General features: G+C 47.0%; 21 protein-coding genes. 15 read left to right on the top strand and 6 right to left on the bottom strand.

Annotated features, from left to right (window positions below):
• The first annotated feature begins 7 nt into the window (after positions 1-7).
• The 8 genes from lpxB to ACLIIY_RS02760 all read left to right on the top strand — a co-directional run bounded on the left by lpxB (position 8) and on the right by ACLIIY_RS02760 (position 9,754).
• Positions 8-1,147 (top strand): lipid-A-disaccharide synthase, encoded by a 1,140-nt coding sequence (gene lpxB, locus ACLIIY_RS02725; protein WP_039986283.1) that lies wholly within the window; start codon positions 8-10, stop codon positions 1,145-1,147.
• 9 nt (positions 1,148-1,156) lie between these two features.
• The gene (rnhB, locus tag ACLIIY_RS02730; RefSeq protein WP_005430230.1) at positions 1,157-1,795 is read left to right on the top strand and encodes a ribonuclease HII; all 639 of its coding nucleotides are present in this window, start codon (positions 1,157-1,159) and stop codon (positions 1,793-1,795) included.
• A 92-nt stretch (positions 1,796-1,887) separates the two neighbouring features.
• Positions 1,888-5,367 (top strand): DNA polymerase III subunit alpha, encoded by a 3,480-nt coding sequence (dnaE, locus tag ACLIIY_RS02735; RefSeq protein WP_434528085.1) that lies wholly within the window; start codon positions 1,888-1,890, stop codon positions 5,365-5,367.
• A gap of 46 nt (positions 5,368-5,413) precedes the next feature.
• Entirely contained in the window at positions 5,414-6,373 is a 960-nt protein-coding gene (gene accA / locus ACLIIY_RS02740) for an acetyl-CoA carboxylase carboxyl transferase subunit alpha (protein ID WP_005436807.1), read from the top strand.
• A gap of 103 nt (positions 6,374-6,476) precedes the next feature.
• Positions 6,477-7,823, top strand: coding sequence for a tRNA lysidine(34) synthetase TilS (tilS, locus tag ACLIIY_RS02745; RefSeq protein ID WP_434528086.1), 1,347 nt, complete (start codon positions 6,477-6,479; stop codon positions 7,821-7,823).
• Between the two features lie 64 nt (positions 7,824-7,887).
• Positions 7,888-8,202 (top strand): c-type cytochrome, encoded by a 315-nt coding sequence (locus ACLIIY_RS02750; RefSeq protein ID WP_171370584.1) that lies wholly within the window; start codon positions 7,888-7,890, stop codon positions 8,200-8,202.
• Positions 8,203-8,432: 230 nt separating this feature from the next.
• Positions 8,433-8,771 carry a nitrogen regulatory protein P-II gene (gene glnB / locus ACLIIY_RS02755; protein ID WP_005436810.1) on the top strand — a complete coding sequence of 113 codons (339 nt, stop codon included), beginning with the start codon at positions 8,433-8,435 and terminating at the stop codon, positions 8,769-8,771.
• A 134-nt stretch (positions 8,772-8,905) separates the two neighbouring features.
• Positions 8,906-9,754, top strand: a complete 849-nt coding sequence (locus tag ACLIIY_RS02760) for an endonuclease/exonuclease/phosphatase family protein (RefSeq protein WP_409931959.1) — start codon at positions 8,906-8,908, stop codon at positions 9,752-9,754.
• A 27-nt stretch (positions 9,755-9,781) separates the two neighbouring features.
• On the opposite strand, the gene ACLIIY_RS02765 is transcribed toward ACLIIY_RS02760, so the two are convergent.
• The 3 genes from ACLIIY_RS02765 to gloB form a co-directional block, all read right to left on the bottom strand.
• On the bottom strand, positions 9,782-10,468 hold the full coding sequence (locus ACLIIY_RS02765; RefSeq protein ID WP_005436814.1) for a YIP1 family protein: 687 nt from the start codon (positions 10,466-10,468) through the stop codon (positions 9,782-9,784).
• Positions 10,465-12,051, bottom strand: coding sequence for a lytic transglycosylase (locus tag ACLIIY_RS02770; protein ID WP_045414448.1), 1,587 nt, complete (start codon positions 12,049-12,051; stop codon positions 10,465-10,467). The genes ACLIIY_RS02765 and ACLIIY_RS02770 overlap by 4 nt, the downstream gene beginning before the upstream one ends.
• A 253-nt stretch (positions 12,052-12,304) precedes the next feature.
• On the bottom strand, positions 12,305-13,063 hold the full coding sequence (gene gloB / locus ACLIIY_RS02775) for a hydroxyacylglutathione hydrolase (RefSeq protein ID WP_020195503.1): 759 nt from the start codon (positions 13,061-13,063) through the stop codon (positions 12,305-12,307).
• 39 nt (positions 13,064-13,102) lie between these two features.
• Here gloB and ACLIIY_RS02780 point away from each other — a divergent pair, with 39 nt between their 5' ends.
• Positions 13,103-13,858: a class I SAM-dependent methyltransferase gene (locus tag ACLIIY_RS02780; RefSeq protein ID WP_005436820.1), complete on the top strand. Its 756-nt coding sequence runs from the start codon at positions 13,103-13,105 to the stop codon at positions 13,856-13,858.
• Here ACLIIY_RS02780 and rnhA read toward each other — a convergent pair.
• Positions 13,855-14,319: a ribonuclease HI gene (gene rnhA, locus ACLIIY_RS02785; protein WP_005436823.1), complete on the bottom strand. Its 465-nt coding sequence runs from the start codon at positions 14,317-14,319 to the stop codon at positions 13,855-13,857. The two genes, ACLIIY_RS02780 and rnhA, sit on opposite strands and share 4 nt — an antisense overlap.
• A 58-nt stretch (positions 14,320-14,377) precedes the next feature.
• On the opposite strand from rnhA, the gene dnaQ reads away from it, so the two are divergent.
• From dnaQ to ACLIIY_RS02805, 4 genes are all read left to right on the top strand, one after another.
• Complete coding sequence (gene dnaQ, locus ACLIIY_RS02790; protein WP_005436825.1) at positions 14,378-15,094, top strand: DNA polymerase III subunit epsilon; 717 nt, start codon at positions 14,378-14,380, stop codon at positions 15,092-15,094.
• A gap of 15 nt (positions 15,095-15,109) precedes the next feature.
• Positions 15,110-16,360 carry a TIGR03503 family protein gene (locus ACLIIY_RS02795; RefSeq protein ID WP_418104765.1) on the top strand — a complete coding sequence of 417 codons (1,251 nt, stop codon included), beginning with the start codon at positions 15,110-15,112 and terminating at the stop codon, positions 16,358-16,360.
• A 214-nt stretch (positions 16,361-16,574) separates the two neighbouring features.
• Complete coding sequence (locus ACLIIY_RS02800; protein ID WP_434528087.1) at positions 16,575-16,967, top strand: DUF1353 domain-containing protein; 393 nt, start codon at positions 16,575-16,577, stop codon at positions 16,965-16,967.
• Between the two features lie 331 nt (positions 16,968-17,298).
• Entirely contained in the window at positions 17,299-17,562 is a 264-nt protein-coding gene (locus tag ACLIIY_RS02805; protein WP_054823903.1) for a hypothetical protein, read from the top strand.
• 105 nt (positions 17,563-17,667) lie between these two features.
• Here the strand turns inward: ACLIIY_RS02805 and fadE are convergent, their stop codons facing one another.
• On the bottom strand, positions 17,668-20,112 hold the full coding sequence (gene fadE, locus ACLIIY_RS02810) for an acyl-CoA dehydrogenase FadE (protein ID WP_434528088.1): 2,445 nt from the start codon (positions 20,110-20,112) through the stop codon (positions 17,668-17,670).
• A gap of 359 nt (positions 20,113-20,471) precedes the next feature.
• Between fadE and lpcA the strand changes: the two genes are divergently transcribed.
• The gene (gene lpcA / locus ACLIIY_RS02815) at positions 20,472-21,047 is read left to right on the top strand and encodes a D-sedoheptulose 7-phosphate isomerase (protein ID WP_005436835.1); all 576 of its coding nucleotides are present in this window, start codon (positions 20,472-20,474) and stop codon (positions 21,045-21,047) included.
• A 61-nt stretch (positions 21,048-21,108) separates the two neighbouring features.
• The gene (locus tag ACLIIY_RS02820; RefSeq protein WP_045480543.1) at positions 21,109-21,954 is read left to right on the top strand and encodes a class II glutamine amidotransferase; all 846 of its coding nucleotides are present in this window, start codon (positions 21,109-21,111) and stop codon (positions 21,952-21,954) included.
• 84 nt (positions 21,955-22,038) lie between these two features.
• Here the strand turns inward: ACLIIY_RS02820 and purN are convergent, their stop codons facing one another.
• On the bottom strand, positions 22,039-22,677 hold the full coding sequence (gene purN / locus ACLIIY_RS02825) for a phosphoribosylglycinamide formyltransferase (protein ID WP_045414432.1): 639 nt from the start codon (positions 22,675-22,677) through the stop codon (positions 22,039-22,041).
• Positions 22,678-22,793 lie beyond the last annotated feature (116 nt).

The raw sequence follows: 22,793 nt of genomic DNA on the forward strand, positions 1-22,793 counted from the left end.
AGTAGATATGGAAAGACCATTACGTATCGGCATCATTGCCGGAGAATTGTCTGGCGACACGCTAGGTGAAGGCTTTATCAAAGCAGTAAAGCAACAATACCCAGATGCAGAGTTTGTCGGTATTGGTGGCCCTAAGATGATCGCGCAAGGCTGTGAGTCTCTGTTCGATATGGAAGAACTTGCCGTAATGGGCCTAGTGGAAGTGCTAGGTCGCTTGCCACGACTACTGAAAGTCAAAGCGCAACTTGTGAAGTATTTCACCGAGAATCCACCAGATGTTTTCATCGGAATTGACGCTCCAGATTTTAACTTACGAGTTGAGCTAGACCTTAAAAACGCGGGCATTAAAACCGTGCATTACGTCAGTCCATCGGTTTGGGCTTGGCGTCAAAAGCGCATCTTCAATATTGAAGCCGCAACCAATCTGGTACTGGCATTCCTACCGTTTGAAAAAGCGTTCTACGATAAATTCAATGTACCTTGTGAATTCATTGGTCACACATTGGCAGATGCTATTCCACTGCAATCGGACAAAGCGCCTGCACGTGAACTGCTTGGTTTAGAACAAGATAAACAATGGCTAGCGGTACTTCCGGGTAGCCGTGGCAGCGAGCTAAAAATGCTCTCTCAACCGTTTATTGAAACCTGTAAAAAACTGCATCAGAAATTCCCAGATCTTGGTTTTGTCGTTGCCTTGGTGAATCAAAAACGCCGTGAACAATTTGAGCAAGCGTGGAAAGAACACGCGCCAGAGCTTGATTTCAAGTTGGTGGACGATACAGCACGCAACGTGATTACTGCTTCTGATGCGGTGATGTTAGCCTCGGGCACCGTTGCACTTGAATGTATGTTGCTTAAACGCCCAATGGTGGTGGGTTACCGTGTTAATGCTGTAACGGCATTCCTTGCTAAGCGACTATTGAAAACCAAATACGTGTCGCTGCCGAACATTTTGGCTGACACTGAGCTGGTTAAAGAATACCTGCAAGAAGATTGCACACCAGAAAACCTATTCAATGAAGTCTCTCGTTTGTTAGAGAGCGACAACCGAGAAATGTTGGATAAGTTTACTGAAATGCATCATTGGATTCGTAAAGATGCGGATCAACAAGCCGCGAATGCGGTTCTAAAACTGATTAATAAATAGAGATTTACCATGGCTGTAAAACCAAAAACGACCAAAGCAAAAGTAGAACTACCACCGTTTGAATACCCGCAAGGCTATCAGCTGGTTGCAGGTGTCGATGAGGTAGGGCGTGGTCCTTTGGTGGGTGATGTTGTTACCGCAGCGGTCATCTTAGATCCAAACAACCCAATTGAAGGTTTGAACGATTCTAAAAAGCTGAGCGAGAAAAAGCGCCTTGCACTGTTGCCAGAAATCAAAGAGAAAGCCTTAGCATGGGCGGTAGGCCGTTGTTCTCCTGAAGAGATTGATGAGCTAAACATCCTGCAAGCGACCATGGTTGCCATGCAACGTGCAATCGCCGGTTTGAAGGTACAGCCAGACCTTGCGCTTATCGATGGCAATCGCTGCCCGCAGTTGCCAATGGATTCTCAAGCGGTGGTGAAGGGTGACTTGCGCGTAGCGGAAATCAGTGCGGCTTCTATCATTGCCAAAGTGGTTCGTGACCAAGAAATGGAAGAGTTGGATAAACAATATCCGCAATTTGGTTTTGCTAAGCACAAAGGTTATCCAACTAAAGCGCACTTCGAAGCGATTGAACAACATGGTGTGATCAGTGAACATCGTAAGAGCTTCAAGCCTGTGAAAAAAGCGCTCGGCATCGAAGAATAAAGCAAAGTAATAGAATGGGCGTATCGGTGTTATAAACCACGCCCGCTTTAGGTTAGAATCCCAATCAAGATATAGTTTTACGGTACCTGTTAATGTCAGATCCCAAGTTCATTCACCTAAGAATCCACAGTGATTTCTCTATGGTGGATGGTATCAACAAAGTTCCACCGCTCGTTAAGAAAGTCGCCGAACTCGGTATGCCTGCAATGGCGCTGACCGATTTCACTAACCTGTGTGGTTTGGTGAAATACTATGGCACCGCACACGGCAGTGGTGTGAAGCCAATCATCGGTGCAGACTTCAAAATGCAATCGGATGAGTTTGGTGAGGAGCTGACGCAATTAACGTTACTCGCAGCAAACAACGAAGGTTATAAAAACCTGACTTTGCTGATCTCAAAAGCTTACCTTCGTGGTCATGTACAACACCAACCGGTGCTCGACAAAGCTTGGTTGGCAGAACTATCAGAAGGTTTGATCGTTCTTTCAGGCGCGAAAAACGGTGAAATCGGTAAAGCATTGCTAAAAGGCAACCGTAAAGCTGTCGACAGTTGTGTCGAGTTTTACAACCAATACTTTCCAGATCGCTTCTATCTAGAATTGGTTCGTACTGGTCGTCCAGATGAAGAAACTTACCTGCACTTTGCGATTGAATTGGCAGAAGAGGTTGAACTGCCAGTTGTCGCAACCAACGAAGTCGTTTTCATCAGTGAAGATTTGTTTGACGCCCATGAAATCCGCGTTGCGATCCACGATGGTTACACCCTAGAAGATCCGCGTCGTCCGAAGAACTACAGCCCAGAACAATACCTGCGTACTGAAGAGGAAATGTGCGAGCTGTTTGCCGACATTCCGGAAGCGTTGGAAAACAGTGTTGAAATTGCCAAGCGTTGTAACGTGACAGTACGTTTGGGTGAATACTTCCTACCTGCCTTCCCAACTGAAGGTATGGAAGAGACCGACTTCTTGGTCATGAAGTCTCGCGAAGGTCTGGAAGAGCGTCTAGAGTTCCTGTTCCCAGACGAGGAAGAGCGAAAACAGCGTCGTCCTGAATACGATGATCGTCTGCAAATCGAACTCGACGTAATCAACCAAATGGGGTTCCCAGGTTACTTCTTGATCGTAATGGAGTTCATCCAATGGTCGAAGGACAACGCGATTCCGGTAGGTCCGGGTCGTGGTTCAGGTGCGGGTTCTTTGGTGGCATACGCATTGAAGATCACCGACCTTGATCCATTGGAATACGACCTTCTATTCGAACGTTTCTTGAACCCAGAACGTGTATCCATGCCCGATTTCGACGTCGACTTCTGTATGGATAAGCGTGACCAAGTAATTGATCACGTAGCGGAAATGTATGGCCGTGATGCGGTATCTCAGATCATCACCTTCGGTACCATGGCGGCGAAAGCGGTAATCCGCGACGTAGGCCGTGTACTGGGTCACCCGTTTGGCTTCGTTGATCGTATTTCAAAATTGGTTCCGCCTGATCCGGGTATGACGCTGGAAAAAGCGTTTAAAGCTGAGCCTGCACTGCCAGAGTTGTATGACGCAGACGAAGAAGTGAAAGAGCTTATCGACATGTGTCGCCTCCTTGAAGGTTGTACACGTAACGCCGGTAAGCACGCGGGTGGTGTTGTAATCTCACCAACCACCATTACAGACTTTGCGCCGATTTATGCTGACTCGGAAGGTCACTTCCCGGTTACTCAGTTCGATAAGAACGACGTGGAAACCGCCGGCCTGGTTAAGTTTGACTTCTTGGGTCTACGTACCCTAACCATCATCGACTGGGCCTTGGGTCTGATTAACCCGCGTTTAGAACGCGAAGGCAAAGAACCTGTTCGCATCGAATCGATTCCGTTGGACGATGCTCCGTCATTCCGCTTGCTGCAAAACTCGGAAACCACTGCGGTATTCCAGCTTGAATCGCGCGGTATGAAAGAGCTGATCAAGCGTCTGCAACCGGACTGTTTCGAAGACATCATCGCATTGGTAGCACTTTTCCGTCCGGGTCCGCTGCAGTCGGGCATGGTAGATAACTTTATCGATCGTAAGCACGGTCGTGAGGCGATCTCATACCCAGATGAAAAGTGGCAACACGAATCGCTTAAAGAGATTCTCGATCCGACTTACGGCATCATCCTGTATCAAGAACAGGTAATGCAGATTGCACAGGTACTGTCTGGCTATACCCTTGGTGGTGCGGACATGCTTCGTCGTGCGATGGGTAAGAAAAAACCGGAAGAGATGGCGAAACAGCGTGCTACCTTCGAAGAGGGGGCAATTGCCAACGGCGTCGATGGCGAGTTGGCGATGAAGATCTTCGACTTGGTAGAGAAGTTCGCGGGTTACGGCTTTAACAAATCTCACTCGGCAGCCTATGCACTGGTTTCGTACCAAACGCTATGGCTGAAGATGCACTATCCAGCGGAGTTCATGGCAGCGGTAATGACCGCCGATATGGATAACACTGAGAAAGTGGTTGGCCTAGTAGACGAGTGTTTCCGCATGAAGCTCACCGTGCTTCCGCCAGACATCAATGCCGGCTTGTATCGTTTTAACGTCGATGAGAATGGCGCGATTGTTTATGGCATCGGCGCGATTAAAGGTGTGGGTGAAGGCCCAATCGATGCAATCTTAGAAGCGCGCAACAAAGGCGGTCACTTCATCGACCTATTCGATTTTTGTGCGCGTATCGACCTGAAGAAGGTCAACAAGCGTGTTATCGAAAAACTGATTTACGCAGGCGCACTCGACAGGTTAGGTCCACATCGTGCGGCACTAATGGCATCGCTTAATGATGCGGTGAAAGCGGCAAGCCAACACCACCAAGCGGAAGCTTTTGGTCAAACTGATATGTTCGGTGTGTTGACTGATGCGCCAGAAGAGGTGGAGCACAAATATACTCAAGTGCCAGCGTGGCCAGAGAAAGTATGGTTAGAGGGTGAACGTGAGACGCTCGGTTTATATTTGACCGGACACCCAGTTAACGCATACATAAAGGAACTAAATAAGTACGTTAGTTGTCGACTAAAAGACGCGACCCCAACTCGTCGCGATCAATCTGTGACAGTTGCGGGTCTGGTTATTGCCGCTCGCGTGATGACAACTAAACGCGGTACGCGTATCGGTATCATGACTCTGGACGACCGAAGTGGTCGAATGGAGGTGATGTTGTTCTCGGATGCGCTTGATAGGTATGCAGAACTTCTCGAAAAAGATAAAATTCTGGTTGTTTCTGGACAGGTCAGCTTTGATGACTTCAACGGTGGCCTTAAAATGTCGGCGCGTGAAGTTATGGATCTGGGTACCGCACGTGAAAAATACGCACGTGGTTTGTCGGTATCTATTGATGCTAGCCAGATCAACGATAAATTCTTTGAGCAATTTACTCGTATTTTAGAACCGCACAAAGCCGGAACCGTACCTGTCAATGTATACTACCAGCGTGCCGACGCCAGAGCGCGGTTAACATTGGGCACCGAATGGCGAGTAACGCCAACAGATACATTACTAGACGATTTAAAACAGTTGCTTGGCAAAGGCCAAGTAGAACTCGAATTTAACTAAAAATTCAGCGCAATATGTAAGACGCTGAGTAAAAAAGGATTCATAGATGAGCCTAAACTTTCTTGAATTTGAAAAGCCAATTGCAGAGCTAGAAGCGAAAATCGAAGCGCTACGTGACGTATCTCGTCACGGTGGTGATTCTGCGGTTGACCTTGATAAAGAAATCGAACAGCTTGAGAAAAAGAGCCTAGAACTTAAGAAGAAAACCTTCAGCAATCTAGGTGCATGGGAAACAGCTCAACTGGCTCGTCACCCTTTACGTCCATACACGCTAGATTACATCAAGCACGCATTTGATGAATTTGATGAACTAGCGGGTGACCGCGCGTTTGCTGACGACAAAGCGATCGTTGGTGGTATTGCACGTCTTGAAGGTCGTCCAGTGATGATCATTGGTCACCAGAAAGGCCGTGAGACCAAAGAAAAAGTAAAACGTAACTTTGGTATGCCTAAACCAGAAGGTTACCGTAAAGCGCTACGTTTGATGGAAATGGCAGAGCGTTTCAACATGCCTATCATCACTTTCATCGACACAGCAGGTGCATACCCAGGTGTTGGCGCGGAAGAGCGTGGTCAATCTGAAGCGATCGCGAAGAACCTAAAAGTGATGTCTGGTCTTAAAGTACCAGTAATCTGTAACGTTGTTGGCGAAGGTGGTTCAGGCGGTGCACTTGCAATCGGTGTAGGTGACTACGTGAACATGCTTCAGTACTCAACGTACTCAGTAATCTCTCCAGAAGGTTGTGCTTCAATCCTGTGGCGTGATTCAGACAAAGCACCACAAGCAGCAGACGCGATGGGCCTAACTGCTCCACGTCTTAAAGAGCTTGAGCTTATCGATGAAATCATCGAAGAACCACTAGGTGGTGCACACCGTGACCACGTTCAAATGGCTGAAAATATGAAAGCAAACTTGCTTCGTCAGCTAGAAGATCTGGAGCAACTAGACCACGAAACGCTACTAGAGCGTCGTTACCAACGTCTAATGAACTACGGTTACTGCTAATTACAGCTGTTGCTAGGCGCTAGCTGAATTCTCGCTAGATTACAGATAAAATAGAAAGGGTTGGGCATGCGTCCAACCCTTTTTTGTTTCTATCGGATGATTTATGGAATCGCTTTACTCGCAATTTGCTCAAGTTCTTAATCGTTATTACCAATCAGGCACCAAGATTGTCTTGGCGTTTAGTGGTGGGGTGGATTCGCGTTTATTACTTGAGCTACTTAGTCGCTATCGCCAAGCGCATTCGATAGACAATCAATCAGTAGATTCTAAATCCGTTAGCTGTCGCGCGGTGTACGTACATCATGGTTTGAGTACGAATGCGGACGACTGGGCAAATCAATGTTTAGTTTGGGCTCAGCAAGCGGGAATCTCATGCTCGGTTGAGCACGTGAACTTAGACATCAATAGTGGTGAAAGCATTGAGTTGTTGGCGCGTGAAGCACGTTACCAAGCCTTAGCCAAGCATATCCAAATGGGTGACTTACTTCTGACAGGGCAACATGCCGATGACCAAGTGGAAACCTTCTTGTTAGCACTTAAACGGGGCAGCGGACCAAAGGGGTTATCATCGATGGCTGAAAGCATGCCGTTTGCTGATGGCACATTAGTTCGCCCACTACTGGCCGTTAAGCGAGAGCAAATCGAAGCGACAGCCAGAGAACAAAAGCTGGATTGGGTAGAAGACGAAAGCAACCAAGATACTCGTTACGATCGTAACTTCCTACGTCATCGTATAGTGCCAGAATTTTCTGAACGTTGGCCGAGTATCCATCAAGCGGTGCAGCGCAGTGCGAGCTTGTGCGCGCAGCAAGAAGCTTTGCTGGACGAGTTGCTTAGCGCAGTGTTTGAGCGTGCTCTGCAAAGTGATTTGAGTCTGAGTATTGAAGAATTAGCTACGCACAGTGAATTGGCTCGTGCGCGATTGGTACGTATGTGGCTGGCTAAGCTGAACGCTAACATGCCAACACAAGTTCAGCTCAATTTGATTTGGAATGAGGTCGCGCTGGCGCAGCAAGATGCCAATCCAAAGCTTCAGCTCAAGCAGGGTCAAGTTCGCCGTTTTCAGAATCGCCTGTATTGGGTAACCGAAACGGTTGATGTCACGACGTGGCAGAGTGACATTCAAACCGATACTGCTTTGGTATTGCCTGAGCGACTCGGAGAGCTCACTTTGAGTACCAACTCAGAACAAGCCAGCATTGCTTTGCCGCCTCAACCTGAACTTCTCAGAGTGACGTTTAATCCGGAAGGACTCTCTGCGCACCCAACTACGCGGAATCACAGTCGTAAGCTGAAGAAGTTGTTTCAAGAGTACAACGTGCCGAGTTGGCTGCGTCGCCAGATCCCGATTCTGATGTACCAAGATCAGGTGGTGGCGGTCGGCGATTTGTTTGTTGATCAAGCCTTCAGTGGCCAAGATTGTGAACTTATCTGGCGCAAGTCTTTGTAATTCATGCCACAATGTCGATTATAAAATATAAAAATCCTTAAATAAGAATCGATTAGGTGAAGCAATGAAGAAAACAATCATGGGCGCAATGGTGGCGCTAACCATGTTAAGTGGGCAAGCTCTGGCGGCAGGTGATGTGGCCGCTGGGCAAGCAAAAGCAGGCGTATGTGCTGCTTGTCATGGTGCGGATGGTATCGCGGTGATTCCTGGTTACCCAAACCTGAAAGGCCAGAACGAGCAATACATCGCAAGTTCAATCAAGGCGTACAAAGCGGGTCAACGCACAGGTGGTCTTGCCGCAGTGATGCAAGCGCAAGCGAATCTACTGTCAGACGAAGATATCGCAAACTTAGCAGCGTACTACGCAAGCTTGAAGTAAGCGCGGCTTGTCGCTGTAACCCAGGCAAAGATTTAGACCAAGCCAGAGCCAGTGCTCTGGTTTTTTCGTTTCGGGCATGCGGGATTGCTGACTGCGTGACTTTGTTACATTCATCGGCAAATAAATTCCACCAGTGTCAGGATTTTCAGGTGCTTGGTGACAACAAGGATTGAATGTTGTGAGACGCTAACCGATAATATGCGCAAACGATTGAAGCTTAAGGGATGAACATGAAAAAGATTGAAGCGATTATCAAGCCATTCAAATTGGATGATGTTCGAGAAGCATTGGCTGAAGTAGGCATTACAGGGATGACCGTCTCTGAAGTGAAAGGCTTTGGTCGTCAGAAAGGTCACACTGAACTGTACCGTGGTGCTGAGTACATGGTGGATTTCCTTCCTAAAGTGAAGCTAGAAATCGTAGTGACAGAAGACGTTGCAGACAAGTGTGTAGAAACCATCATTGAAACGGCGCAAACCGGTAAGATTGGTGATGGTAAGATCTTCGTAACCGACGTAGAGCGTGTAGTACGTATCCGTACGGGTGAAGAAGACGAAGACGCGATCTAATCTTTATCCAGATAGATATAAGATTTCACTACAGCATGTGGTGAAAATTTGAGTAAGCTAAAAGGGAGCCGTGAATGGCTCCTTTTTTATTGCTCGTATTTTTGATTCCATTTTATTTGCATTCAGGTAGGCCTATGTATCAGCGTTTAGCTTTTGCGTTAGTTTTTCTTATTATCGCTGGGTTTGTGAGTTTTCAGGTGATCTTTACTGTGCCAGAACAACCACAGATTGTTACTCAAACAGGGACGAACATTACTCAAGATATCCGCTGTATGGAGTTTAATAAGCCACAAGCGATTGATAAGAATGGTGAGCTTAACGTTTTGGTATGGAACATCTATAAGCAAAACAGAGACAACTGGCAACAAGCGCTCGATGCTTTCTCTGCCAATAAACAGCTGTTGCTTTTACAAGAAGCCAGTTTGACCGATGAGTTTAAAAACTGGCTGGTGGAAGGCCATTGGATGAGCAACCAAGTAAGCGCGTTTAAGGCACTAGGAAGTGGTGCTGGGGTAATCAGTATTGCGCAGAAAGAGCCAATTCGTGCTTGTGCATACACTTCTAAAGAACCATGGCTGCGTTTGCCAAAGTCTGCTCTGTACAGCAAGTATCAACTTAGCAATGGCGAGACCCTAGCTGTGGTAAACATTCATGCGATTAACTTTACCGTTGGAACTGAAGAGTACATTTCACAGTTGTCTGGTTTAGAAATGGTTCTAAAAGAGCACAAAGGCCCAATTTTGTTTGCGGGAGATTTCAATAGCTGGAGTGAGGACCGCGTTAAAGCAATGAAGAATGCTCTTCAAAAGGCTGACCTACAAGAAGCGAAGTTCAGTCAAGATAACCGCACTCAGTTCATTACTGGCTTGCCACTCGACCATGTCTTTTACCGAGGTCTGACCCTCAAAAACGCGAAAGCGCCGCAGAGCGACGCTTCCGATCATAATCCATTATTGGTGTCGTTTACGCTTAACGACCAGTAAGGGCTCTTATGAGCTCGCTTAAATGGCTTAAGCAATAACGATGTACAACGCCCAAATCACGTAAAACGCAATCCAAGGCAGGCTCGAAATCACAAGAGCCTGTCCACGTTCAAACTCTGTCCAAGTCAGAACCACACCGTAACCAAGCACAATGTACCAAGGCAAAAGCAGCGGTAATGAGCTAGCAAAGTGTGACCATTCATTGGTAAGTGGCAGTTTTAACAAACCATTTAGGCTGTTTAAATCCGCCGCGTACGTCATTACCTGACCGTGTTTCAGTAACAGGCTCGCATAGCTTGCGATGTCGCCTAGTACCGCTGGGAATAGGATTGCAGAAGCCGCCGCAAACCATTTCCAGTAACCGTATTGTTGTTTGCTTGCTTTAGTCGCTAGGAAGAACCACAGCGCCAAAAGCAACAGAGTTGCAAAGCGGTTGAACACGTCGTTGATGATCGCACTTGCCATCAGCGTGTTTGGCTCCAACAGTTCAATCTGCTTAGGATCGACCTGTTGGAATTGAGCCGTTAATTGTTCACTTAGCCAAGTGAAATCCACATTCGAGAAATAGGCACCCCAGAATAGGAATGGACTGAGCATCAAAAAGATGAACGGTTGCCATCCCCAGCCTCCACGCTGATACAGCGCCAAGAAGCTAGATGTTGGAGATCGAAAAATATCCAACAACATTACAAGCGGGTTACTCGATGGGTTCATACACTTACCTTAGTTACGTCAACATACAACTTAAGCTTCTGACCTGGTTTCAGGTACTTCTGCTTTTGAAGAGAATTCCATTTCACGATGTCGTTGCTCTTCACCTTAAACTTGCTCGCAATGCCGCTGATGGTGTCGCCAGAGCGCACGTCATAGAATACTGTGCGAATTACTGCGCCTTTGTCTGAGTTTTTCCAGATCACCAGCTTTTGGCCAACGCGCAAGGTGTCTTTTGGTCCCATGCCGTTCCATTTCGCCAGAGACTTATGAGAAACCTTGTTCTCTTTTGCGATAGACCACAAGCTCTCGCCAGATTGCACAACGTGAGTCAGTTTGAATTGACCGCGAGCTTGAGATTGCGTTTTGTTCAGGCGATTTTCGGCGGTTAACGCGTACTTAGCATCGTCTTTTGTGGACGTTGGGATCATTAGGTACTGACCAACGCGAATATTGTTGTTTTTTAGGCCGTTAGCACGTTGGATAACTTTCGTTGTCGTACCGTACTTCTGAGCCAATACGCTGAGTGAGTCACCAGACTTCACTTTGTAGCGTGCGACCTTCATACCTTTACCACGGTTCTTCTTCACCTGAGCAAGGAACTGATCCTTTTTCTCGATAGGAATAAGAAGCTGATGCGGGCCATTCGGTGCTGTCGACCATTGGTTGTAAGCTGGGTTGTAACCTTGCAGCTCTTTCACACCAATGCCTGCGTAATCTGCCGCAATCGCGAGATCCAATTGTTCTTTTGGATCGACTTGCGTAAGCACAGGTTTGTTCGGGATCGGTGGAATGTCGATGCCGTACTTATCTTGGTTCGCAATGATGTCTGCAAGCGCAAGTAGCTTAGGAACGTAACTGCTGGTCTCTTTTGGAAGATCTAGAGAGAAGAAGTCCGTAGGTTTACCTAGCTTTTTGTTCTTACGAATCGCGCTTGATACACGACCACCACCACTGTTGTAAGCAGCAATCGCTTGGTCCCAGTTACCGTCAAAGCGCTTGCTTTGTTGCTCTAGGTAATCAAGTGCTGCATCTGTCGCTGCATACACATCACGACGACCGTCGTACCAATAGTTCTGCTCTAGGCCCATCATCTTGCCGGTGCCAGGAACGAACTGCCAAAGACCTGCCGCACTACCGTGTGAGTACGCGAATGGGTCAAATGAGCTCTCTACGATAGGTAGAAGCGCCAATTCCATTGGAAGGCCACGTTCTTCAATACGTTTTGTAATCATGTACAAAAACGGCTGTGCACGCTCAGAAACGGTGCGCAGGTGGTTAGGGTGCTTCAGATACCATGTACGGTAGTAAGCGACTTTCTTGTTGTCTGGGATGTCCATTTCAAGCTGCATGCCGATACGACGCCATACATCTTCTTGTTCCTGAGGAGAAAGGGTTTTCGGCGTCTCTTTAGCAGGTTTCTTCGCTATCGATTGCTTTTTCTCGGAGTCCGCTTGAGCCGCGTCTTGTTTTACCGCTTGCTCGGACTTATTGGTTTCTGGTGTTGGTGTGTTTGTTGAATCTGACTGTGTCAATTGACAGCCAGAAAGTAGTAACGCCAACGCCCAACTGTACTTTAAACGCATGGATTCAGCCTATTTAGGGCCTGTTTATCTTCTCCTGCCTGTCGCGCAGCTAAGGTGCGTGGCAGTCGCAAGATAATAGACATCTTGTAACACTAACTAAGGGTAGGGCGTGAAAGCCGCTACTTTTATGCGATTGGGTGAAATACAAACAGCTTTATATCAGCCCCAAACGCAATAGAAGCGCCAGAGGCGCTTCTATGAAAATCAGCTCACGATAATACTTGCGTCGAGCAAAGTTACAAGCAGAAATTGGTTAAAATTCGTTCTTCCACTCACGTAAAGCTGTAAAAACCGAGCATGGGTCGCTATTTTCGATACGGTTTGTTACAGATTTTATGACCTCTGCGTTGGTTGCACGCAGGAATGGGTTAATTAACTTCTCTTTGCGAAGCGTGGTAGGAATGGTGGGAATGTTTAATCCGCGTAGTCGGTTTACGTCATCACGGTACTGGCGTAAGTGCTCATTGTCTGGCTCAACCGCTAGTGCAAAGGCTACGTTGCTTGCGGTGTATTCGTGCGCGCAGAACACTTCGGTCTCTTCTGGTAGCTTCATGATTTTGCTTAGTGACTCGAACATCTGCTCTGGTGTGCCCTCAAAAATACGGCCACAACCTGCAGAGAACAGCACATCACCACAGAACAACTTACCGTCACCAGCGTAGCCGATGTGACCAAGCGTGTGACCCGGCAAACCCAGCACCATGAAGATTTCTCCGAAAAGCTCAAGCTTATCGCCTTCTTCCATTGCATTGGTTAATGTTGGGATAGGTTCAGCTTTTGGCCCTACAACAGAAACATGAGGAAAAGCATGAACTAAATCTGGAACGCCACCAATGTGATCGTTGTGGTGGTGCGTAATTAAGATCGCTTCTAAAGTTAACTCGTTAGCCTGCAAATATTCTAACACTGGCTTAGCATCGCCCGGATCGACCACGGCACATCGCTTGTCGCTATTTTGTATCAGCCAGATGTAATTATCATTAAATGCGGGTATGCTTTTGATCTCTAACACGATTCGTTCTCCGTCACCCTTTATATAGTCAGGTGGTTAATGAAACCAGCACTCAGCAACAAAACTTTACAGCACCCGTCGACTTGGTCAGACATGAACAATGGGCCGTGGGTACTTGAGTCAATCCAAACCCGACTTGATGAGTGGTGTCCGAAACTGTTCGGTTACCACATGTTGAAATTGGGTGGTTTGAGCTGTGAGCTAACCAGCTGTAGTTGTAACATTCAACACCAAGTCAACGTAGATATCCAGAACCCGTTGCATAATGTCATCGCAGATGGTTACGAATTACCCTTTTTAGAAAAAAGCTTTGATGTTGTGGTGCTTGCTCATCAGCTTGACTATGCAAGTGATCCCCATCGACTGCTGCGCGAAGTTGATCGCGTCATGATGGATGATGGTTATCTTATTATTACGGGGTTCAATCCGATCAGTCTCACTGGGTTAGCGAGTTTATTGCCTTGGCGAAGAAATAATTTGCCATGGAGTGGTCGCATGTTCACGGTGAACCGGATTAAAGACTGGTTAGGGGTATTGAACTATCAAGTGATTCACTGCGATCGCTATGCGCTGTTTCCAATGACGCGTTACAAAACCATGTGGACGTGGCTAGAGAACAGTTTGGGTGATTGGGCATCACCGGCGGGGAGTTTGTATTATATCGTGGCTCGTAAACGAACGTACCCTCTCAAGCCTATCAAGCCGCATTGGCGCTTGAAGAGAAAGTTAACACCACTTGGCGTGATGAACAGAGAGGGCAGTGCAGTGAAAAAGGTCTCAAGCAGCAAAAATTAAGACGCTTGATACCCTGTATCTTCTTCAGTTGGGTTTTCTGCGGCTGTGCGTGCAAGCTCATCACAGATTTCATTTTCACGATGACCAGCATGGCCCTTAACCCAATGCCAATCGACTTGGTGGCGAGCGGTTTCTTTATCAAGTGCTTGCCATAGATCGGCATTCTTCACCGGCTTTTTATCCGCTGTTTTCCAGCCACGTTTCTTCCAATTGTGAATCCACTGCGTAATGCCTTGGCGCACGTACTGGCTATCCGTCGTTAACGTCACTTGGCATGGCTCTTTTAGCGTTTGAAGTGCCACCACGGCGGCCAACATTTCCATGCGGTTATTCGTGGTCAGAGTGTAGCCTTTCGCGAGGGTCTTTTCTGTTTGCTTGTAACGCAAGACAATACCGTAACCGCCAGGGCCCGGATTGCCTAAACAAGATCCATCAGTGAAAATCTCAACGTGTTTGGTCATATTTTTGGTACTATTAGCCGAAACATTTAATAAAGCATAGTCTGACACACATAACCTTATGAATACCAGCAGCAATTCTGAACATAATCGTATTGTCGTTCTCGATACCGAAACCACGGGTATGAACCTAGAAGGTGGTCCTCACTACATGGGTCACCGCATCGTCGAAATTGGTGCCGTGGAGATCATCAACCGTAAGCTGACTGGTCGTCACTTTCACGTTTACTTAAAGCCTGACCGTGAAATCCAACCAGATGCGATTGGCGTCCACGGTATTACGGATGAATTCTTGGTCGATAAGCCAGAATACTCTGCCGTACACCAAGAGTTTCTAGACTTCATTAAAGGTGCCGAGTTGGTTGCCCACAACGCGCCCTTCGATACCGGCTTCATGGATTACGAGTTTGAAATGCTCAATCCAAGCATCGGTAAGACGGATGATTACTGTAAGGTGACCGATACCCTTGCCATGGCGAAGAAAATCTTCCCGGGCAAGAGAAACAACCTCGACGTATTGTGTGAACGTTATGGCATTGATAACTCACACCGTACTCTCCACGGGGCATTGCTCGATGCGGAGATTCTAGCCGACGTTTACCTATTGATGACCGGTGGACAAACTAGCCTAGAATTTAATGCCAATAAAAAAGACGGTGAAGCGGAAGGTATTCGTCGTGTTGAAGGAAGAAAAGCGCTAAAGGTTTTGCGTGCAACTGCCGATGAAGTAGAAGCACACCAGAAAAGACTCGAACTGGTGAACGACAGTATTTGGTAGTAAATAGGAGAGACTATGTTGAGGGCTTTGTCAGTCGCTATTTTAGCGTTCTGGAGTTGTTTCGCGTTTGCCGCGAGCGAGTCCGCCATGTCTTTGTTAGATAACCGCTTTCGTGTCGATCCCACTATCGAACAGATTACTTTTTTGGTTTATCGTGAACAGAGCTCTCAGCCTGTCGTCCTTGTCCGCCCTGATGGTAAAAAGTATTACGCTTGGGGCACCTACGACAACGTTCGTTGGTATCAAGAATCTTCCCTCGACATCATTTCGATAGATAAACCCATGCCAGGTCCGTGGCAGGCTGTCGGAAAAGTCACCCCGAAAAACAACATTCGTCTGATCTCACACTTAAAGCTCGGCACTGATGTGTTCCCAAATCGCCTTTATCAAAATGAAGCGCTCAAGTTCACCGCGCGTTTGACTTCAGACGATAAGCCACTCGTACTGCGTGATTTCCTAGACCGCGTAAATCTGCGCGTCACCTTCACTAAATTTGTAGAAAACGAAGACGAACTGATCAAAGAAGCGCGTCCTGTACCTATGGTGATTGGCGAGTTTGCTGATGATGGCCGCGGGCTAGATGAAAAAGCTGGCGACGGTGTGTTTACCGTTCAACTGCCAATTGATATCGAGCCGGGTAAATACCGTGCACGTATTACGTCGGGCAATGGCGTATTTTTGCGAGCTCAGGAGCAAGTGGTACTGGTGTACCCATCGCCAATCACACGCACCTTTATTCAAGCGCGTCATGCAGACCAACCACACCAGCTGGTGGTTAGTGGTGAGCAAGGCATGATCACACCGGGATCCATTGCCGTGAACGTCGAGCAAGAAGCACCAGATGGCTTTATTAGTTACAGCCAAGGTCAAGTGTCTGCTGACGGTACTAAAACCACGCTTAAGATGGATAATGATCCAGAGTTAGGTAAGTACTCATGGCATGGTGAAGTCTTTGCCACAGACCTAGCAACTAAGCGCTCATTGGTCTTCCCAATCAAAGAGCAGTCATTCAGCGTCGTCGATGAAGTGGATCTAGAAGCTGCACGCTTAGCGAAAGAAGCTGAGATCGCCGAACAACGCCGCATCGAAATGGAAAAACGCATCATCGCCGAGCGCGAAGCCGAACGTAAACGTAGCATGATCATCATTGCCATTGGCAACGTCATCGCATTGATTCTGGTGATTCTATTTTGGATTATCTGGAGCAAGCTCAAAGCTAAACGCCAAGCCATGCCAGAGATGCAATTAGAAGTGCCTAAGAAGTAGGGCGCAGAATTTAGATTATAGAACGGAGCCGATTGGCTCCGTTTTACTTTTTTATGGTGCATCTAATTTTGTGACACTCTTGGCGAAGGTTATGAATATCGGTTCGATTTGCAAAATCATTCGTGATATTCACTAAGTCGGTTAAAGCTGATTTGAGTGTGTGAAAGATTTAAGCTCCAAATTTCAAAGAAGCTAGGTGACTAGGAGGTCTCTTATGAAGTACAAAAAACGTCGGACGTACAAATATAGCCTTCATTCCGAAGAACAGATTGAAACCGGTATTACCCTCGCGCAGCCTTTCGATAGTCCGTTTCTCAGTTTATCCGGTCAAGGGTTGCTAACGATCAAACAAGGCTATTCATGGGATGGGGCGAGTGGCCCGGCGATTGATACCAAGAACATCCTCAAGGCGTCTTTGGTGCATGATGCGTTGTATCAGCTCATGAGGGAGGAAGTATTGCCGCAAAGCAGTCGAGAGCAAGCGGATAGGCTTCTGCGTCAAATATGCCTTGAACATGGCATGTCGAATTTTAGAGCGACTTACATCTATTACGGAGTCAGAGTATTTGGCGGATGTTTTTCTAAACCAGATCTTTTGTCTGCCTAGTTAAGCTCTATTGGTGAGTAGATTCTGAATCATGTTCGTTCCTCACTGTTCAGACTGATGGAAATCTAGAAACACTGTGCGTGTAGTAACCTGATAACTAAAAGTAAACCGTCAATCTTGCGAGCTCCAGCGAGACTAAGAATCTATTGTTAGTACGCTGGGGCGTTTGTTTCTTCACCCTCCACAGTAGGTTCTAGTACGCACACACAATCACTTCGCTGTTCCTTTACGTATCTATGCTAGACTCACGCCATCAGCTATATGAATGACTTCTCATTTGTTTACCTGAGGGCAGCAATTGGGCTGCTGTATTCTTATTAAAGGCATAAAAATGAGTAAATTAACTTCAGCTGAACGTAAAGCACGTGACAACGAACGTTTCTCGCAACGCGTGAATGAACGTCGTGAAAAAGGTGAAGATGTCGTTGCGTACGCATTGGCAAACAAAAAAGCTGTGAAGTTCCTGACTAAGTCAGAGAAGAAAGCATTGAACGAACGCAAAGCGACGCTTCAAGAAGAACTTAAGCTGAAAGAGCAGGAAGAACTGCGCAGAATTGAACAGTCGTTTATTGTTGAAGACGATAACGAACAATAAGCGCTTCTTTGCGATCGCCGTGTTGTGCGAAGCAGAGATTCAATAAAAAACGGGAGCCGAGGCTCCCGTTTTGCTTTCCTATTTATCGTTTAAGCCATCATTCGCTTAAGCGACGTTTTCCATCTGAGGGTAAAGCGGCTTTGCGGCCAATAGCTCTGGCTCAAAATCGTCTACGTTGATGGTATCTAGGCGATGCTGTTCTGCTTCTCTCAGCAAATCAGCTTCTTCTTGAGTAATGAAGCCTTGATCTAGACCTTCTTGAGCAATCATATCCAAACGCATGAATGGACGGCGTTTACCCTGTGCTTTACATACCTTGTCAAACACAGGCTCAGCTTGAAGAATCACAGACAGTGCCAGCTCAATCTTACCTGCTGCGTTGTGTTCCGTTGGTTCTAGGTACTGACCACGACCAATACGTGAACGTGTTGCACTTGGCGTTTGTAGAATACGAGCTACTTTGCTGTCTAGCTTGTCGCTTGGTGCTTTACGTACGCGGCCAAATGGCATGATCAATACACGCAGTGCACGACCAATTGCTTTGTTCGGGAAGTTCGCTAGGAACTCATCAACTGCCGCTTCAGTTTGCTTCAAGCTGTCTTGCAAGCCCCAATGCACCAATGGCAAATCTTCTACAGGGCGGCCATCTTGCTCAAAGCGTTTCAATGTTGCAGAGCTCAGGTATAGCTGGCTTAGAATGTCACCAAGACGCGCAGACAGACGCTCTTTACGTTTCAACGAACCGCCTAGTACTGCCATCGAGATATCCGACAGCAGAGCAAGGTTTGCACTGTAACGGTTCAATTGTTGGTAGTAACGCTTGGTTGCGTCTTTGGTTGGTGATGAAGAACCTAGACCGTCACTTAGACCAAACCAGATGCTGCGCACTAGGTTACTCATGGTGAAGCTCACGTGGCCCGCCAGTGCTTTGTCGAACTTCTCAACCGCATCGCCAGCGTCAGAATATGCTGCGTTCATCTCTTCAAGAACGTAAGGGTGACAACGAATCGCGCCCTGACCGAAGATGATCATAGAACGAGTCAGGATGTTCGCACCTTCTACGGTTACCGCGATTGGCGCGCCTTGGTAACCACGCGCTAGGAAGTTAGAAGGACCCATACAGATACCTTTACCGCCTACGATATCCATCGCATCGATGATGCTTTGTTGACCACGGTGCGTACAGTGGTACTTCACGATAGCCGAGATAACCGAAGGTTTTTCACCTAGGTCGATACCTGCCACGGTTAAGTTACTTGCTGCATCCATCACGTAAGCGTTACCACCTAGACGTGCTAATGGCTCTTCGACGCCTTCCATGTGGCCGATAGGTTGTTTGAACTGACGACGAATGCGTGAGTACGCACCTGTCGCCATCGCCGCAGTTTTGATGCCGCCTGTTGAGTTTGAAGGTAGCGTGATACCACGACCAACCGATAGACACTCAACCAGCATACGCCAACCTTGGCCTGCCATTTTCTCGCCGCCAATGATGAAGTCCATTGGTACGAAGATGTCTTTACCGCGAGTTGGGCCATTTTGGAATGGTACGTTAAGCGGGAAGTGGCGGTTACCAATCTCAACGCCTTTAAGGTCAGTTGGGATTAGAGCACAAGTGATACCAAGATCTTCTTGATCACCTAGTAGGCCTTCTGGGTCACGCAGTTTGAATGCAAGACCAAGAACTGTTGCGACTGGCGCTAGAGTGATGTAACGCTTGTTCCAAGTTAGACGCATACCAAGGACTTCTTCACCTTGCCATTCGCCTTTACATACCACGCCGTAATCTGGGATAGAGCCCGCATCGGAACCTGCTTCTGGGCTAGTCAGTGCGAAACATGGGATTTCTTTACCTTCTGCTAGGCGCGGTAGGTAATGATTTTTCTGTTCTTCTGTACCGTAGTGTTGCAGAAGTTCACCAGGGCCTAGCGAGTTTGGTACGCCAACGGTAGAAGACAGTACGCCAGATACGCCAGTGAGTTTTTGCAGTACCAAAGATTGCGCGTATGCAGAGAATTCTAGGCCTCCGTATTTCTTTTTGATGATCATGGCGAAGAATTTGTTGTCTTTCAGGTATTGCCACACTTCTGGTGGAAGGTCAGCCAGCTCGTGTGTTACTTGGAAGTCACTCACCATGGCACACACTTCGTTTACTGGGCCATCTAGGAAAGCTTGCTCTTCTTTGCTCAGCTTAGGCGCTTTGATTGCGTGAAGCTTTTGCCATTCAGGTTTGCCTTTGAATAGCTCGGCTTCCCACCATACGGTACCTGCGTCTAATGCTTCTTTCTCGGTTTGAGACATAGCAGGCAGGACTTTCTTAAACATGACGAGTGCTTTACGGCTAATGAGGGATTGGCGAATGCTAGAAACCGCGAACACTGCAACAGCAAGAACGTAAAGTGCCCAGCCAATAACACCAACTGAGCCTGCGATAGTCAGTGCTAGCATGGCAGCAGTTAGCAGACTGACGGATTTCACGAGTGACATTCTGTGGTAAAGCGTAATGCCTAATACAACTGTCATCGCTACGATTGAGAGCAAGATGTCCATATGTTTTTTCCTTTTCAGACTTTAATTATGTTGTACGTCTGTATTTTGGTAAGAGGTCTAACCAGTTCTCATAAGTGTAATCAAAATATTAATAAAATGTAAAACCCAAGATTGGGTAAAAAGTGATCTAAGTAGAGTTAAAATTCTAAAGTTGGGAGTTGGGTGATGATTTCGTAAGCAAGTTAACAAGTTTATTACCGCGATGAATCCAAATCTGTTGGTTCGCTATCGACACTAATTCTCGTTTGTGGGTAAACTCAGAGTAATGAACTGTCCGGTGTGAATTTCGCATCAGAACAATTTGCCAAGTGAGAAGCGGAAACGCTCCGCTGTGGCCGAAATAATAAAGAGAACGTCTTATGTACCAAGATCTGATTAGAAGTGAATTAAACGAAGCTGCTGAAGTTCTGAATAAGTTTTTAAGTGATGACCACAACATCGCGCAAATCGAAGCGGCAGCGAAAATGATTGCTGACTCATTCAAGCAAGATGGTAAAGTGTTGTCGTGCGGTAACGGTGGTTCTCACTGTGACTCTATGCACTTTGCAGAAGAGCTAACGGGTCGTTACCGTGAAAACCGCCCAGGTTACGCTGGTATCGCTATTTCAGATCCAAGCCACCTTTCTTGCGTAAGTAACGACTTTGGTTACGACTTCGTATTCTCTCGTTACGTAGAAGCAGTAGGCCGCAAAGGTGACGTTCTGTTTGGTTTGTCGACTTCTGGCAACTCAGGCAACATCCTAAAAGCGATTGAAGCGGCACAAGCGAAAGGCATGAAGACGATCGCGCTAACGGGTAAAGATGGCGGTAAAATGGCAGGTCTTGCAGACATCGAGATCCGCGTACCACACTTTGGCTACGCAGACCGTATCCAAGAAGTGCACATTAAGATCATTCACATCATCATTCAGTTGATCGAAAAAGAGATGGAATAAGATTTACAACTAAGCCGAATACTGGCTTAGTTGTGTTTTAAGGTAAGGAGTTCGTTAAACCATGTGTGAATTGCTCGGCATGAGCGCAAATGTTCCTACAGATATTTGTTTCAGTTTTACAGGCTTGATGCAGCGCGGTGGTCGCACTGGCCCGCATCGTGATGGCTGGGGAATTACTTTCTATGAAGGAAAGGGGTTCCGTACTTTCAAAGATCCAAACCCAAGTTGTGACTCGAAAATTGCTGAATTAGTGCAAAACTACCCGATCAAAAGTCGTGCGGTGGTCAGCCATATTCGCCAAGCAAACCGAGGTGGCGTGAATCTAGAAAACACACACCCGTTTACGCGTGAGCTTTGGGGACGTTATTGGACTTTTGCACACAATGGTCAGCTAACTGACTACCAAGATTTGTATACGGGTCGTCACCGTCCGGTCGGAGAAACCGACAGTGAGATGGCTTTTTGTTGGCTACTGAAGCAGATGGAAGACAAATACCCTGAGCCTCCTCAAGATATGGAAGCGGTTTTTGCTTATGTTGCCCAGTGCTGCGATAAGTTGAAAGAAAAGGGCGTGTTTAACATGCTGCTCAGCGACGGTGAGTTTGTGATGACTTACTGTACCAACCATCTTTACTGGATCACGCGTCGAGCACCATTTGGCAAGGCAGCTCTGTTGGATGAAGATGTAGAAATCAACTTCCAAGAAGAGACAACACCAAATGATGTGGTTTCTGTCATTGCGACTCAGCCGCTTACGGGCAATGAGACTTGGCATCGAATGAAGCCGGGCGAGTATGGCTTGTTCCATGTTGGTGAATTGATATTGAACAACGCCGAAGAGTTAACGGATGTACCGTTTGCCGCGCCGAAGCCGGGTAACCAAGCGCCGACTGAGCCGTTGGAGTGATGGTTTTCTCGCAGTAAAACATTTGAATAAAACAAAAGGCAGCCTGATGGCTGCCTTTTTGCGTTTAGTGTTTGGAGTTGAGAACTACTCCGCTGCGTAGCCGTGAGCTCCTAGCTCAAAACCATCGAGATACGCTTTGCCCTCGGTCATCGATAATCGTCCTTCGACTAACCACTTAGTCACCATTGGGTAGATGTTGTGCTCTTGAGTCTGCACGCGTGCGGCAAGTGCATCGGCATCATCGTCTTCAAATACCGGTACTTTAGCTTGTAGCACCACAGGACCGCCGTCTAACTCTTCTGTGACAAAGTGAACGCTGGTGCCATGCTCTTTGTCACCGGCATCAATGGCACGCTGGTGGGTGTGTAACCCTGGGTATTTAGGCAATAGAGAAGGGTGGATGTTGATCATCTTACCCAGATAATGGGAAACAAACGCGCTGCTGAGAATACGCATGTAACCAGCCAATACAATCACGTCTGGTTGGTATTCATCAATTTGCTTCATCAGTTCGGCATCAAAGTCTTCACGAGATTCAAATGCTTTAGGATCGACAAAGTGACCATTCACATCAAACTGTTTTGCACGCTCCAAACCGTAGGCATCAGCTTTGTTAGAAAAAACCGCTGCCACTTGTGCGTTTGGCATGTTGGCTTCACAGGCTTCAAGTATTGCTTGTAGGTTACTGCCGTTACCCGAAATGAGGACCACTATGTTTTTCATGATATTGAGACTGCCTTGATACTGTAGGTTTGACGTGCGTAATCACTAAATTACCTACTATTAGAATGGTTTTCGATGTTCCAGATAGCAGAATGAGGACATAGCGTCCTCATTCT

The sequence above is a fragment of the Vibrio sp. K4 genome, from assembly GCF_051122595.1.
GTDB lineage: Bacteria > Pseudomonadota > Gammaproteobacteria > Enterobacterales > Vibrionaceae > Vibrio > Vibrio owensii.